The following is a 14629-nucleotide window of genomic DNA, read 5'->3' on the forward strand; positions in this document are numbered from 1 at the left end:
GATCGGCCGGGGCCGGATGAGGCCATTCTAGCAGCACGGACCACGCCGTGCAGCGCTGCGCCATGCCGCCCGGCATGGTAGCATCGCCCACATGACACACCGCGAGACCACACCCGATGCCCGACCCGTTCGCTCGCCACGCCATCACCCTGCATGACGCCTGGCACTCGTCAGCGCACCATACCGAATTGACCTGATCCGACAAGGAACGTTTCCATGCCCGATACCCTCTCCAGTACCGTTTCACCGCTGGGCAGCCTGGAAGTGCTCTCCCAGCACGAAGTCAACCGCCTGCGCGATACCTCTCAGGCCGGCCTGCATGACTTGCTGCGCCGCTGTGCGCTGGCCGTCCTCAGTTCAGGCAACATGACGGATGACAGCCTGGTACTGATGGAAACCTACCATGACTTCGATATCGACGTGATCCAGCAGGATCGCGGCATACGCCTCAAGGTGACCAACGCACCGGCCGAAGCCTTCGTCGACGGCAAGATGATTCGCGGCATACGCGAACACCTTTCCTCGGTGTTGCGCGATATCGTCTATGTCTACAACGAGATCCAGCACCACGCGCGCTTCGACCTCACCACCGCCGAAGGTACCACCAATGCGGTGTTCCATATATTGCGCAAGGCCGGCACGCTGAAACCCGGTCGCGACCCCGGCATCGTCGTCTGCTGGGGCGGGCACTCGATCGCCCGTGAGGAATACGAGTACACCAAGGACGTGGGCTATCACCTCGGGCTGCGCGAGCTCGATATCTGTACCGGCTGCGGCCCCGGCGCCATGAAGGGGCCAATGAAGGGAGCCAACCTGGCCCATGCCAAGCAGCGGTTCAGTGACGGTCGCTATCTCGGCATATCCGAACCCGGCATCATTGCCGCCGAGGCCCCCAACCCGCTGGTCAACGAACTGGTGGTGATGCCCGACATCGAAAAGCGCCTGGAAGCCTTCATCCGTCTCGGGCACGGCATCATCGTGTTTCCTGGCGGTGTCGGGACGGCAGAAGAGATCCTCTATCTGCTCGGCATCCTGCTGCACCCGGACAACGCCGACATGGAAATGCCGGTGATCTTCACCGGCCCCGCCAGTGCCGCCAACTACTTCAAACGCATCGACGAATTCCTGCTCTATACCCTGGGCGAGCAGGTCCGCTCCAAGTACCGGGTCATCGTCGACGATCCCATCGAGGTCGCCCGCGCCATGCGCAAGGGCATCGATACCGTGACCGGCTTCCGCCGCGCCCATCAGGATGCCTTCCACTACAACTGGCGACTGACGATCGCCCGAGACTTCCAGGAAACCTTCGAGCCCACCCATGCCGCCATGGCCGGCCTGGCGTTGCACCGGGACCAGCCTGTCCATGAGCTGGCCGCGAACCTCCGTCGGGCGTTCTCGGGCATCGTTGCCGGCAACGTCAAGGAGAATGGCATTCGCGCCATCGAAGCGCACGGCCCCTTCTCCCTGCACGCCGAGCCGGAACTGATGCACCGGCTGGACGACCTGCTGGGCTCCTTCGTTGCCCAGGGCAGGATGAAGCTGCCGGGGAGTGAATACGTGCCCTGCTACCGTCTGGTCTAACGCCGGGAAAGTGAAGCGGGCCTCGACAGCGGTTTGTGCCTCCTGGGTGGAGGCCATCGCTGTCGAAGCGCTGGCCCCATCGCGACTGGCGCCGCAGGCGCCCCCGCGGAAGCTGCGAGCACTGGCAACTGATGCCAACCCAGGCAACACCGCGGTCGTGCGATAAATCGTCCTCCAACAGGGTGGGCCTGCCTGTCATGGTGATACAGGCCGCTGCAGGAAAATCTACCTGGGCACTGCCGGGCGCCACCACAGCAGCAGGACGTGCAGCAGCAGCCCGGCCGTCGCGCCATGCGCGATGAACAGCTGCCAACTGATCCAGTCGGTCATCAGGGCATGCCACCCCCCCATCACCGCCATGCCGACCAGCAAGGCGAGTCCGAAACGTATCAGCAGCTGCGGCAAGCGCTGGCGCTCATCCGCCTCGAGCATCCGCCAATGCATCACCGACACCGCCACGACAGCCGCCAGGGCGAGGAGGATCATCGTGAGCCGGTTTTCATGGCCGCCGGCCAGATATCGGGGAATGGTGGAAAGCATCAGCACCACCAGTCCCAGCATGATGCTGACCCGTTCCGCCGTCGGTACTGCTTTCATCAGGCCACCTTCAACTGCTGCGCATCGATCCACTCTTCCACCCAGGGTAGCGCGGCATCGTCAGCCATGAAGGTTTCCATGGCATCCACTTCGAGCCGCTCTCCCAGGCGGTTGGCACCCAGCCCTTGCAGCATCTCATCCAACTGGCGGCCAGCGCCGCAGAACGTCTCGCCGTAAGAACTGTCCCCGAGGGCAATCAAGCCATAGCGCAGCCCGGAAAGCGACGGGCTCTGCTCATCCAGGCCACGGGCAAATGGCACGAAATTGCCCGGGAAATCACCGCTGCCGGTAGTGGAGACACAAAAGAGCGCCAGATCGGTGGGGGAATCGGTCACGTCCGCCACCGTGGGCTGTTCGAGAACGGCGACCTCGTAGCCGGCCGCCTCGAACAGAGGGCGGACTTGCTCAGCGACGTCGAGAGCGCCGCCATACATGGTTCCAACAAGGATCTTCAGCATTGGCATGTCGGGAATATACCTGAGTGTTTCGATCGTATAGTCATAGCGTACCTGGCATGCAGCCCCCCTGAAGTCCGAGTACAATGACGAACTTTACGGCAAGGAGGCGATATGCAGCAGACCTTTGAGGCCTGGATCACGCCCATCATGATTGGCGGACTGATCCTGTTCATGAGCTTCATCATCTGGGATCTGGCCAAGAAATCCCAGGCCGGACGATTCGGCACCATCATGCTGTTCGTGGTACTGGGGGCCGGCATACTGGGTTATGTACTGAAAGTCGTCATTACCTGGCTGCTCGAGCGCGGTGGAGGCGTCTGACTCGACCGCCCCCTCTTCCATCATGGCAAGATGCCACCTCTGGGGTGGCATCCTGTCCGTTCAGAAGTCAGCTTGGCGGCGGCCCTTCGTAGCACTCCACCTGGCTCTTGAGTTTCTGGCCAGGACGGAAGGTCACGACCCGGCGAGCCGAGATGGGAATCTCCTCGCCCGTCTTGGGGTTTCGGCCAGGACGCTCGCGCTTGTCACGCAGGTCGAAGTTGCCGAATCCCGACAGCTTCACCTGTTCGTTCTCACGCAGGCAGGCCCGTATTTCCTCGAAGAAGGCTTCTACCATCGCCTTGGCTTCCCGCTTGGTCAGTCCCAACTCGGCGTGAAGGTGCTCGGCCAGTTCCGCCTTGGTCAACGCTCCCATGTCTACTCCTTCAGAGTGGCGGTCCAGCCCGTCGCCGGTGATTTTTCGCCCGGGAAGTGCGCGGCAGGTCATGCTGCGCAGCCTCGTGGCACGAAAAGACACCCCGAAACTTCATCCGCGTAGCTCGGCACCCAGATGCTGGTGCGACTCGGCGACGATGGCATCGACCAACTGATTGATTTCCTCGTCATTCAGCGTGCGCGAAGGATGCTGCCAGGTCAAGCCCAAGGCGACGCTCTTGTGCCCTTCCGTAACCCCCTTGCCCTGATAGACGTCGAAAAGGCGCAGTTCCTCGAGCCACTGGCCGGCCTGGCTGCGTACACAATCCAGCAATGTCTGGACCGACTGGTCCTCTTCCAGCAGGAAGGCCAGGTCACGGCGGACTTCCGGATAGCGAGACAGCGGCGCAAAGGCCGGCAGCACACCTCGGGTCAGGGCATCCTGGCGCACCTCGAACAGCAGCGCATCGGCCTTGAGGCCCAGCGTCGCGCGGACCCCGGGATGAAGCGCCCCGATCCAGCCCACGGCCTCGCCGCGATAAAGAATTCGGGCACTCTGCCCCGGGTGCAGCGAGGGGTGCTCGCCTGGCTCGAAGCGCCAGGCCTCGGCCTCCCCCCCCATGGCGGTCAAGCTCTCCAGGTCACCCTTGAGGTCGAAGAAATCGACCTGCTCACGGCCACCCGCCCAGCCCTCGGGCTCACGCGAACCACAGACCAGCGCTCCCAGCATGGGAGTCTGCTGCAGGTCATCCAGGTCCCCGCGAAACACCAGGCCTGCCTCGAACAGGCGAACCCGTGTCTGCTGGCGATTGAGGTTATGCTCGAGGGCCCGCACCAGGCCAGGGAACAGGCTCGCGCGCATGACGGAAAGGTCGCTGGAGATGGGGTTGGCCAGTCGCGGGGAGACGGCGTCCGGCAGCAGCGCCCGCTGCAGCTCGGGAGCCACGAAGCTGTAGGTCACGGCCTCCTGGTAGCCCCGTGCCACCATCTGCCGACGCAACCGGCCCAGAGGCGTGCGAGCCTCGTGATCGGGACGCAGCGCCAGGCGTGCCGCGGGACGACGTGCCGGCAACAGGTTGTAGCCGTGGATTCTGGCCACCTCCTCGATCAGGTCCTCCTCGATGGCGATATCGAAACGCCAGCTCGGCACGCGCACCTGCCAACCGGCCTCACCCGTTTCGACACCCATGCCGAGTCGCTCGAGTATCTCGGTGACGTCACCGGCGGGCAGCCGCTTGCACAACGCCTGTTCGAGGCGCGCGGCGCGCAGGGTCACCTCACGCTCACCCGGCAGGTGCGCCTGGCTTGCCGCTTCCACCAGCGGGCCCGGCTCGCCACCGGTGATCTGCAGCAGCAACGCGGTCGCCCTCTCCACGGCATCCACGGTCAGCTGCGGATCGACACCGCGCTCGAAACGATGGGAGGCATCGGTATGCAGGCCGTAGGAGCGCGCCTGACCGGCAATCGCCAGGGAAGAAAAGAAGGCCGACTCCAGGAAGATGTCGCGGGTGGCTTCGCTGACGCCCGATCCCTCTCCCCCCATCACCCCGGCCATGGCCAGCGGACCACGCTCATCGGCAATGACCAGCGTATTGGCATTCAGGGTGATTTCCTGGCCATCGAGCAGCACCAGCCTCTCGCCTTCACGGGCCAGGCGTACGATCACCGCCCCATGCAGATTGGCCCGGTCGAAGGCGTGCAATGGCTGCCCCAGTTCCAGCATCACGTAATTGGTGATATCGACGACCGGATCGATGGAACGCACGCCGCTGCGACGCAGCCGCTCGACCATCCATAACGGCGTCACAGCGGTGACATCGACGCCCTTGATCAGGCGACCGATATACCGCGGGCAGCGCTCGACATCCTCGATGCGAACCGGGAAGGTCTCGTCATGAACCGGTGCCACCGGCGTCACGTCCGGCGACATCACTGGCAACCGGTTGAGCACGCCCACTTCACGCGCCAGGCCCTTGAGACTCAGGCAATCGCCGCGGTTGGGTGTCAGGTCCACTTCAATCGTATGATCGTCGAGCCCCATCCAGGCCCGGAAATCCTCGCCCGCCGGCGCATCGAGCGGCAGCTCGAGGATACCGGGCGACGTTTCCTCCTCCAGGCCCAGCTCCGAGGCAGAACAGATCATGCCGCGGGACTCCACGCCTCGAAGCGCCGCCTTCTTGATCTGGAAGTCGCCGGGCAGCACGGCTCCGACACGGGCAAAGGGCACTTTCTGGCCTACCGCCACGTTGGATGCACCACACACCACCTGGACCGGCTCGCCGCTGCCATCGTCCACCTGGCAAACATTCAGCTTGTCAGCATCGGGATGCGGCTCCTTGCCGACCACCTCGGCCACCACCACGCCATTGAAAACCGCTGCCACCGGCTCGACGGCATCGACTTCCAACCCGGCCATGGTGATCTGGTCGGCCAATGCCTGGGCGCCAAGCTGCGGCGAGACCCACTCACGCAGCCACTGTTCGGAAAATTTCATGACTCATCCTGTGTTCTGCCGATGTACATGTAATGCCGCGAGGTCAGGCGAACTGGCGCAGAAAGCGCAGGTCGTTCTCGAAGAACAGGCGCAGATCGTTGACGCCATAGCGCAGCATGGCCAGGCGCTCGGCCCCCATGCCGAAGGCGAAGCCCTTGTAGCGCTCGGAATCGATACCGGAATGGCGAAACACTTCCGGATGGACCATGCCGCAGCCCATCACTTCCAGCCAGCCGCTTTGCGAACAGACCCGGCAGCCTTCACCGCTGCACATCACGCATTGGATATCGACCTCGGCCGACGGCTCGGTGAAGGGGAAATAGGAAGGACGGAAGCGCACCGAGAGATCCTCACGTTCGAAGAAGGCGTGCAGGAAGTCCTCGATGGTCCCCTTGAGGTCGGCGAGGCTGATGTCCTCATCCACCAGCAGCCCTTCCACCTGATGGAACATCGGCGTATGCGTCAGGTCGGAGTCGCTGCGGTAGACCCGCCCCGGGCAGACGATGCGAATCGGCGGCGCCTGCTCCTTCATGGTCCGGACCTGAACCGGCGAGGTATGGGTGCGCAGCAGCCGGGTGGCATCGAAATAGAAGGTATCGGCCATGCCCCGTGCCGGGTGGTGGGCGGGAATGTTGAGCGCCTCGAAGTTGTGGTAGTCATCCTCGATTTCCGGCCCCACGGCCACGTCATAGCCGATCCGGGTGAAGAGCCTCTCGATACGCTCCAGGGTCAGCGTCACCGGATGCAGGCCACCACCGGGCTGACCGCGCCCCGGCAAGGTGACGTCGATACGCTCGGCGGCCAACTGGGCCTCCAGCGCCGCCTTTGACAGTGACTGCCTGCGCTCGTCCAGTTCCTGGGTCAGAGCCTGCTTGGCCTGGTTGATACGCTCACCGGCCGCGGGTCGCTCACTCGCCGACAACTTGCCCAGCCCCTTGAGCTGTGCGGTGATCTCGCCCTTCTTGCCGAGGTAGCGCACCCGCAGCTCATCGAGTGCCGCAATGCTCTCGGCGGCCTGAATGGCTTGACGGGCCTCGGTGACCAGTGTGGGAAGGTGGTCCATCCGTTGAGCTCCGAAATCGTTGATCTTGGCTGAAGATACCGGTTCAAAAGACCCGGCTCAAAAGACATGGTGCAAAAAAACAGGGGAAGAGCGGCTGCTCTTCCCCCGTGACGGTCTGGTGTGACACAGGACCAGTCAATGCCGGCCCACACCATCGGTCGGTATCACTTACTGGGCAGCCTTGGCCTTCTCGACGATGGCAGCAAAGGCGGCCTTCTCGTGAACAGCCAGATCGGCCAGCACCTTGCGGTCGATCTCGATACCGGCCTTCTTCAGGCCACCGACGAAACGGCTATAGGACAGGCCATGCTGACGGGCACCGGCGTTGATACGCTGGATCCACAGGGCACGGAACTGACGCTTGCGGTTGCGACGGTCACGGTATGCGTACTGGCCGGCCTTGATAACGGCCTGCTTGGCAACGCGGAAAACCCGCGAACGGGCACCGTAGTAACCCTTGGCCAGCTTCAGAACTTTCTTGTGACGACGACGAGCGACGACACCACGCTTGACACGAGTCATGGCATTCTCCTGACGTTAAAGTGAGCAACCAGAGGCTTACAGATTCGGCAACATGCGCTGAATGAGGGCCTTGTCCGCGTCGTGGATCTGCTTCATACCGCGCAGGTGACGCTTACGCTTGGTCGACTTCTTGGTCAGGATGTGGCTACGGAAAGACTGCTTGTGCTTGAAGCCATTGGCGGTCTTCTTGAAGCGCTTGGCAGCGCCGCTGTTGCTCTTGATTTTCGGCATGAGGAATTCTCCGCTCGAGTTTTTTAGAAAATCCGGGGCCAATGGCCGGCGCTGACGCCAGCCATCCGTTTGACGGGCCTTCGGATCACTTCTTCTTGGGGGCAATGATCATGATCATCTGGCGCCCTTCCATCTTGGGGAAGGACTCCACGGTCCCGAGTTCCTCGAGATCCGCGGCGATCCGCTCCATCAGCTTGCGGCCGATGTCCTGATGCGCCATTTCACGGCCGCGAAACCGCAGCGTGACCTTGCCCTTGTCGCCACCTTCGAGGAAGCGAACCAGGTTTTTCAGCTTGACCTGATAGTCGCCCTCGTCGGTGCCAGGCCGGAATTTGACTTCCTTGACCTGAATCTGTTTCGTCTTTTTCTTCTGAGCGGCCTTCTGCTTTTTCTGCTCAAAGACGAATTTGCCATAATCCATGATCTTGCAGACAATCGGATCGGCATTTGAAATCTGGACGAGGTCCAAACCGGCTGCTTCGGCGCGTTCCAGTGCTTCGCTGGTGGGTACGACACCCAGCTGCTCGCCGTCGCTGTCGATCAGGCGCACCTGATCCTCGGTAATACGCTCGTTCATTGGGGGGCGCTTGTCCTGTGGACGTCCGCGCTGGCTGCTTCGCTTGATCGTTCCGTCTCCGTTCCGGTAATTGACAGTGTCGTTACCAACCTTCGGCCCGAACGCGCTCGATGAATTCATCGACGGTCTGGATGCCGAGGTTTTCGCCTGTGCGGGTGCGCACGGCAACCGAGTCGGCTTCGACTTCCTTATCCCCTACCACGAGGAGATAGGGAACTTTCTGCAAGGTATGCTCGCGGATTTTAAAGCCGATCTTCTCGTTCCTCAAGTCCGCCTTGACGCGAAGACCAATTTTCTGCAAGCGACGCTCCAATTGTACCGCATAGTCACGCTGGGCATCGGTAATCGTCATGATCACTATCTGCTCGGGAGCCAGCCACAGCGGCATGGCCCCGGCGTAGTGCTCGATCAGGATACCGATGAAGCGCTCGAAAGAGCCCAGGATCGCCCGATGGAGCATGACCGGCGTCTTGCGCTCCCCGTCCTCGTCGACGAATTGAGCGCCCAGCCTGCCCGGCAGATTGAAGTCCAGCTGCAGTGTACCGCATTGCCAGACGCGATTCAGACAATCGCGCAGCGCGAACTCGATCTTCGGGCCATAAAAGGCGCCCTCGCCCGGCTGCAGCTCCCATTGGAGCCCTGTCGCGTTCAATGCGGCCTCGAGCCCCTGCTCGGCACGGTCCCACAGCGCCGCCTCGCCCATGAAGTCCTCCGGGCGCGTCGACAGCTTGAGTTCCACGTCGTCGAAGCCCAGCTCCTTGTAAACCTTGAGTGTCAGGGCAATGAAATCTTCCGCCTCGGCCTGAATCTGCTTCTCGGTGCAGAAGATGTGCGCATCGTCTTGGGTGAAGCCGCGCACCCGCATCAGGCCATGCAGCGAGCCGGACGGCTCGTTACGATGGCAGCTGCCGAACTCGGCCAGTCGCAGTGGCAGGTCGCGATAGCTCTTCAGCCCCTGGTTGAACACCTGCACGTGACAGGGACAGTTCATCGGCTTCACCGCGTATTCGCGCTTCTCCGACTCGGTGGTGAACATCAGGTCGCTGTAGTGGCCCCAGTGGCCCGACTTCTTCCACAGCGACAGGTCGACCACCTGGGGGGTGCGTATCTCCTGGTAGCCGTGCTCGACCTGCACCTTGCGCATGTATTGCTCCAGCGCCTGGTAGATCGTCCAGCCATTCGGGTGCCAGAACACCATGCCCGGCGCCTCTTCCTGCAGGTGGAAGAGATTCATGCGCTTGGCCAGCTTGCGGTGATCGCGCTTCTCCGCCTCCTCGAGGCGCTTCAGATAGGCCTTGAGCTGCTTCTTGTCGCCCCAGGCCGTCCCGTAGATGCGCGTCAGCATCGGCTTGGTGGCGTCGCCACGCCAGTAGGCGCCGGCCAGCTTGGTCAACTTGAAGGCCTTCAGATGCCGGGTATTGGGCACGTGGGGGCCCCGGCACATGTCGATATATTCCTCGTGCCGGTAGAGACGAATCGTTTCGTCCTCGGGGATCTCCCGCACGATTTCCTGTTTATAGGGCTCGTCCCTGTGCAGGAAGGTCAGCATCGCCTGGTCACGGTCGACGTACTCGCGCACCACGTCATACTCGGTGTCGATCAGCGCTTTCATGCGCGTCTCGATCGCCTCGAGATCTTCCGGCGTCACCGAGCGCCCGAAATCGATGTCGTAGTAAAACCCGTCGTCGATGACCGGCCCGATGGCCATCTTGGCGTCGGGATAGAGCTGCTTGACCGCATGGCCGATCAGGTGGGCGCAGGAGTGACGGATGATCTCTTCGCCTTCCGGGTCGCGGGCAGTCATGATCGCCACTTCCGCATCGTGGTCGATGATGTCAGCGGCATCGACGAGTTCGCCATCGATCTTGCCGGCGATACAGGCCTTGGCCAGACCGGGGCCGATGGATTCGGCCAGCTGCATGATGGAAAGGGGTTCGTCGAAAGTTCTCTGGCTGCCGTCGGGCAAGGTGACGATGGGCATTGAAGCGTCCTTGTGCGCAGTGGTGATCCATACCAGGGATCACGTGTCGCGGTTAGTGGCGTAGAGCAAAATCATGGAGAAAAAACGATGGAGATCGTGAGCCACGCAGCCCGCCCTCTACTCTGGACGATGCGGGTGCGGCCATTCAGGCGCCCCGCCGCGCGTCACGTCAGCCGACAAGACTACCAGAAGCACGGCCCGCCGCGCCACGCCCATCCCACGGCAGCACCACGCAACAGGGGCACCCGAAGGTGCCCCTGTGTCATGCCGTCGGCCCATCCATCAGGCCCTGGGTCTTGATCGATGAATCAATCCCAGTTGACGATTTCCACGCGACGGTTCTGGGCACGGCCCTCGTCGGTCTCATTGGTGGCAACCGGACGCTCTTCACCGTGACCGATGGTAGTCATGCGGTTCTCGGCAATACCGCGAGAGACGAGGAAGTCCCTGACGGATTCAGCACGACGCTGGGAGAGCCCCTGGTTGTACTCCGCAGAGCCCACGTGGTCGGTATGACCCTCGATACGAACGCGGAGGTCGGTGTTTTCACGCAGGGTGTTGGCCACCTGGTCCAGCTCGCGATGCGCTTCCGGACGGATTTCGTCGGAATCGAAAGCGAAGGTGACTTCGCTATCCAGCACTACCGGCTCGAAGGTGGGCGGAGGAGTCGGCTCGGGCTCCGGCATCGGCTCCGGCTCGGGTTGGGCAACCGGCTCCGGAGTGCGATCGGCACACAGCAGCGCGCCGATAGCGGCACCGGATGCACCACCGACACCGATGCCTTGATCCTCATCGGAACTACCGCTGACAGCATAGCCGATACTACCGCCAATCAGGCCGCCGGCAATACCGCACACCACAGGCTGCTGATACCAGGCACGATCGGATGATGCCGTAGCCCCTCCCCCGGTGTTGGCACAGCCGGAAAGGCCGATGACCAGAGCAGAACCTAACAGCAAGCCAGTCGTAGATTTTTTCATTACAAGACTCCTTCTTGATTCATATTCGGGCAATCCGTTTTTGATATCCCGAAAGATCCGGGAATTCTAAGCCCCGGTTCCGGAAAGTGTAGGCCTAATTGAGCCAAGCTCAAAGTACAACCTAATTCCAACGTCGCATAACGCTGCGATCCGAGCACGGAATACTACACGGAACCCACTAATTAGCTTGCCGAAAAGGGCAAAATGTTGCAATTACATCTTACTGTACTATTTACGTACAGCCACCCCCCAGGTTACCGAAAAACACCTCAATGCAGGCTTGCCGGCCAACCACGACGAAATTCCAGTACCGCCGCGGCCGCCTCCAGCACCGGCTGGCGAAGCTCGTCTTCTATCGCCAGCCTCTCGCGGTCCTCACGCATCCTGTCTCGCGGCGTCAACGCCTTGCGGGCCGAGTGGGTGTGCAGATGCTGCGTTCGGGCGTGGACCTCACCAAAGGGCTGAAACGCCGGACGCTCCAGCAGTCGCGGGTCGAGAATCTCCAGCAGCACCTTGCAGCGCCAGGCCCCTTCGGTGACATCAACCTGCTCCTGCAGCAGCGAGGAGGCCACCATCTCGAGGTTTTCCAGGCAGTTTTCATGCGCCCGACGCAACTCGTCCCGTCGGAAGGCTTCGCGGCGCTTGACCTCACGCCACAAGGTAAAGGCATACGTGCCCAGGCCGGCAATGATGGCCAGGCCCAGCGCAAGCAGGATCAGGGCGGTCGTCGTCGTCATGGGGCATCCAGGCGGTCGGGGAATGAGGCGGAAATTGTACAGCAAGCACATCGATGCGACATGTTTCAGGTGCCGGTCGGTACAAGACGGGTCACGTCACCGCAGGCCACGAAGGGGCCGTTGATCAGGCTTTCCCTGGCATTGTAACAAAGCGCCGCCCCCGTCTCATGGCATAGCACCGCCCCGCCGGCCCCTTCGAGCACACCCTGTCCGGCGGCCGTATCCCACTCGCAGGTAGGTCCGAAACGTGGGTAGAGATCGGCCGTCCCCTCGGCGATGCGGCAGAATTTCACTGAGCTGCCGCACCTCGACAACCGCGCCGCAGGAAACCCGGCCAACCACTCACGTGTCCCGGCATCCAGGTGTGCACGGCTGGCCAGAATGCGAAGCGGCGGCTCGTCGGTGGTGGCCGAACCACCAGACGGGGAAGATCGAACGGATACGGAAATGGACTCCCGGGCGCCACTCTCCCAGCGCCAGGCCCCCAGGCCGGAGCCGCCCGCCCAGGTCGATCCCAAGGCAGGCGCATGCACCATTCCGACGACCACCCCGCCGTCCTGGATCAGGGCCACATTGACCGTAAAGTCGTCGAAGCCATCAACGAACTCCCGGGTTCCATCCAGTGGATCGACCAACCAATAGCAGCGCCAGTGGCGCCGTACCGGCCAAGGCGTCTCAGCCTGCTCCTCGGACAGGATGGGAACGTCCAGCAGCCCGGGCAGGCCGTCGGCAAGCCGTTGCTGAGCCGCCATGTCTGCCGCCGTCAGCGGGCTGCCATCCAGCTTGTAGGAGACGTGGCCTTCACCCCGGCGCACCGAGAGGATATCCCGTCCGGCAGCCTCACAAAGCGCGCGCAACGCCTCCAGACTCGGCAAGTTCACCTGCCGGTCACTCCTGCCCCCAGTCATGCTCTCTCTTCCGTGGTCATGGATTCCATGCTGAATTTACGCTGGCGCCTCTGGAGACGATCCTCAACTTACGTATAATGTGCGGCCGCTTCCCAGGCTCAGCCTCAATCAAAGCAGCAACCCATTCATGGAGCGCTCATGCAGACCACCAGTGAAACCCCGGCACTCAAGTCCGGCCCCTCTCGTGCCGGACGAATCGGCCTGTGGCTTGGCCCGCTCTGGGTGGTGATCACACTTGTGCTGCCGGCACCCGCCGGCATGTCCGACCCCGCCTGGACTTGCGCCGGACTGGCACTACTGATGGCCACCTGGTGGTCCACCGAAGCCATTCCCATACCGGTAACCTCCCTGCTGCCCCTGGTACTGGTGCCAGCACTGGGCATCGGTAGCATGAGTGATGCCGCCTCGAGCTATGCCAACCCGATCATCTACCTCTTCCTGGGTGGCTTCCTGCTTGGTATCTCGATGCAGTACTGGAATCTGCATCGGCGCATAGCGCTGCATGTCCTCAAGGTGGTCGGCCACCAGCCACGGCGTCAGATCGCCGGCTTCATGATTGCCACCGGCTTTCTCAGCATGTGGGTGTCCAATACGGCAACCGCCATCATGATGCTGCCGATCGGCATGTCGGTGATCAATCTGCTCGGCGATAGCGATCCTCGCGAGCTCAGCCGCTACGCCACCGCCCTGCTGCTTGCCATTGCCTACTCGGCCAGCATCGGTGGCGTGGCCACGCTGATCGGCACCCCGCCCAATGCCCTGCTCGCCGCTTATCTGGCCGAAGACAGAGGAATCGAGATCGGTTTTGCCCAGTGGATGCTGGTCGGGCTGCCAATCAGCGTGGTGATGATGGTCAGCGCCTGGTGGTGGCTGACCCGCCGCAATTTCAATATACAGACCGGTAACGGCGGCGGCACCATGATAAGTGACGAATTGAACAAACTGGGCAGGATGACCGCTCCGGAAGCCCGGGTAGGCATCATCTTCCTGCTTGCCGCCCTGGCCTGGGTGGTGCGTCCGCTAATCAACGACATGGGGCTTGGCTGGCTGTCGGATACCAGCATTGCCATAGCCGCCGGCATCGCACTGTTCCTGGTGCCCAGCGGACGCGGCAACGGCGAGCGTCTGATGATCTGGGAGGAAGCGCAGAAGCTGCCCTGGGGCATCCTGCTGCTGTTCGGTGGTGGTCTCGCCCTGGCTGGCTCGATCAGCCGTTCCGGCCTGGCCGAGTGGATAGCGGAGCAGCTTGGTGTATTTGGCGCCTTCCCGTTGCTGGCCCTGGTCGGCATCGTGGTGCTGGTGATCATCTTCCTGACGGAAATCACCTCCAATACCGCCACGGCCGCCGCATTCCTGCCACTGCTGGGCGCACTGGCGATGTCTCAGGGGATCTCGCCGCTGCTGATCACGGTGCCCGCCGCCATTGCTGCCAGCTGTGCCTTCATGATGCCCGTGGCAACGCCACCCAACGCCATCGTATTTGCGACCGGCCACATGAAGATCCAGTCAATGATGCGCGCAGGATTCGCCCTGAACCTGCTATGTACCGTGCTGGTGACCCTGATGGCGTATTTCCTGATCGTCACGCTGTGGTGAGATAGGAGGTCGCGGCGCGGCGCTCCAACAGGGTAGAAAAAACAGCTGCTGGAGCCAGCTTCAGCTCGCGACCGCGGGGTTGCCCTGCGTTGGCGATAGCCACCAACGACAGCGGCCTCCGCCAAGGCGCCTGACGGCGCCAGTCGCGATGCGGAGCAGCGCTCCAACAAGGGTGGGAAAAGCAGGCTTGTTGGAGCCAGCTTCAGCTCGC

Annotated in this window: 15 protein-coding genes; 3 read left to right on the forward strand and 12 right to left on the reverse strand. The window is 62.4% G+C overall.

Annotated elements, in window-relative coordinates; all coding sequences use genetic code 11:
- The first annotated feature begins 216 nt into the window (after window positions 1-216).
- On the forward strand, window positions 217-1581 hold the full coding sequence (ppnN, locus tag C1H69_RS11660; RefSeq protein WP_102653574.1) for a nucleotide 5'-monophosphate nucleosidase PpnN: 1365 nt from the start codon (window positions 217-219) through the stop codon (window positions 1579-1581).
- A gap of 225 nt (window positions 1582-1806) precedes the next feature.
- Here the strand turns inward: ppnN and C1H69_RS11665 are convergent, their stop codons facing one another.
- Both C1H69_RS11665 and C1H69_RS11670 read right to left on the reverse strand, forming a co-directional pair.
- Window positions 1807-2178: a hypothetical protein gene (locus tag C1H69_RS11665; protein ID WP_102653575.1), complete on the reverse strand. Its 372-nt coding sequence runs from the start codon at window positions 2176-2178 to the stop codon at window positions 1807-1809.
- On the reverse strand, window positions 2178-2642 hold the full coding sequence (locus C1H69_RS11670; RefSeq protein WP_102653576.1) for a flavodoxin domain-containing protein: 465 nt from the start codon (window positions 2640-2642) through the stop codon (window positions 2178-2180). The genes C1H69_RS11665 and C1H69_RS11670 overlap by 1 nt, the downstream gene beginning before the upstream one ends.
- Window positions 2643-2747: 105 nt before the next feature.
- Between C1H69_RS11670 and C1H69_RS11675 the strand changes: the two genes are divergently transcribed.
- Complete coding sequence (locus C1H69_RS11675; RefSeq protein WP_102653577.1) at window positions 2748-2957, forward strand: DUF2788 domain-containing protein; 210 nt, start codon at window positions 2748-2750, stop codon at window positions 2955-2957.
- 67 nt (window positions 2958-3024) lie between these two features.
- Here the strand turns inward: C1H69_RS11675 and ihfA are convergent, their stop codons facing one another.
- The 10 genes from ihfA to cysQ all read right to left on the reverse strand — a co-directional run bounded on the left by ihfA (window position 3025) and on the right by cysQ (window position 12795).
- Complete coding sequence (gene ihfA / locus C1H69_RS11680; RefSeq protein ID WP_102653578.1) at window positions 3025-3330, reverse strand: integration host factor subunit alpha; 306 nt, start codon at window positions 3328-3330, stop codon at window positions 3025-3027.
- A gap of 111 nt (window positions 3331-3441) precedes the next feature.
- Window positions 3442-5823 (reverse strand): phenylalanine--tRNA ligase subunit beta, encoded by a 2382-nt coding sequence (gene pheT / locus C1H69_RS11685; protein WP_102653579.1) that lies wholly within the window; start codon window positions 5821-5823, stop codon window positions 3442-3444.
- A gap of 43 nt (window positions 5824-5866) precedes the next feature.
- Window positions 5867-6886 (reverse strand): phenylalanine--tRNA ligase subunit alpha, encoded by a 1020-nt coding sequence (gene pheS / locus C1H69_RS11690; protein WP_102653580.1) that lies wholly within the window; start codon window positions 6884-6886, stop codon window positions 5867-5869.
- 168 nt (window positions 6887-7054) lie between these two features.
- Window positions 7055-7408, reverse strand: coding sequence for a 50S ribosomal protein L20 (gene rplT / locus C1H69_RS11695; protein WP_102653581.1), 354 nt, complete (start codon window positions 7406-7408; stop codon window positions 7055-7057).
- A 36-nt stretch (window positions 7409-7444) separates the two neighbouring features.
- A complete protein-coding gene (rpmI, locus tag C1H69_RS11700) occupies window positions 7445-7639 on the reverse strand; it encodes a 50S ribosomal protein L35 (protein ID WP_023006837.1) in 195 nt (64 codons plus the stop codon).
- Window positions 7640-7724: 85 nt separating this feature from the next.
- Complete coding sequence (gene infC, locus C1H69_RS11705; protein WP_102653582.1) at window positions 7725-8336, reverse strand: translation initiation factor IF-3; 612 nt, start codon at window positions 8334-8336, stop codon at window positions 7725-7727.
- Window positions 8299-10197 carry a threonine--tRNA ligase gene (thrS, locus tag C1H69_RS11710; RefSeq protein WP_102653583.1) on the reverse strand — a complete coding sequence of 633 codons (1899 nt, stop codon included), beginning with the start codon at window positions 10195-10197 and terminating at the stop codon, window positions 8299-8301. Before thrS ends, infC begins: the two co-directional genes overlap by 38 nt.
- A gap of 308 nt (window positions 10198-10505) precedes the next feature.
- Complete coding sequence (locus tag C1H69_RS11715; protein ID WP_102653584.1) at window positions 10506-11177, reverse strand: OmpA family protein; 672 nt, start codon at window positions 11175-11177, stop codon at window positions 10506-10508.
- Window positions 11178-11446: 269 nt separating this feature from the next.
- On the reverse strand, window positions 11447-11914 hold the full coding sequence (locus C1H69_RS11720; protein ID WP_102653585.1) for a DUF2489 domain-containing protein: 468 nt from the start codon (window positions 11912-11914) through the stop codon (window positions 11447-11449).
- Window positions 11915-11979: 65 nt separating this feature from the next.
- The gene (gene cysQ, locus C1H69_RS11725; protein ID WP_165789464.1) at window positions 11980-12795 is read right to left on the reverse strand and encodes a 3'(2'),5'-bisphosphate nucleotidase CysQ; all 816 of its coding nucleotides are present in this window, start codon (window positions 12793-12795) and stop codon (window positions 11980-11982) included.
- A 165-nt stretch (window positions 12796-12960) separates the two neighbouring features.
- Here cysQ and C1H69_RS11730 point away from each other — a divergent pair, with 165 nt between their 5' ends.
- The gene (locus C1H69_RS11730; RefSeq protein WP_102653587.1) at window positions 12961-14418 is read left to right on the forward strand and encodes an SLC13 family permease; all 1458 of its coding nucleotides are present in this window, start codon (window positions 12961-12963) and stop codon (window positions 14416-14418) included.
- Window positions 14419-14629 lie beyond the last annotated feature (211 nt).

This window comes from Billgrantia endophytica (genome assembly GCF_002879615.1).
Taxonomy (GTDB): domain Bacteria; phylum Pseudomonadota; class Gammaproteobacteria; order Pseudomonadales; family Halomonadaceae; genus Halomonas; species Halomonas endophytica.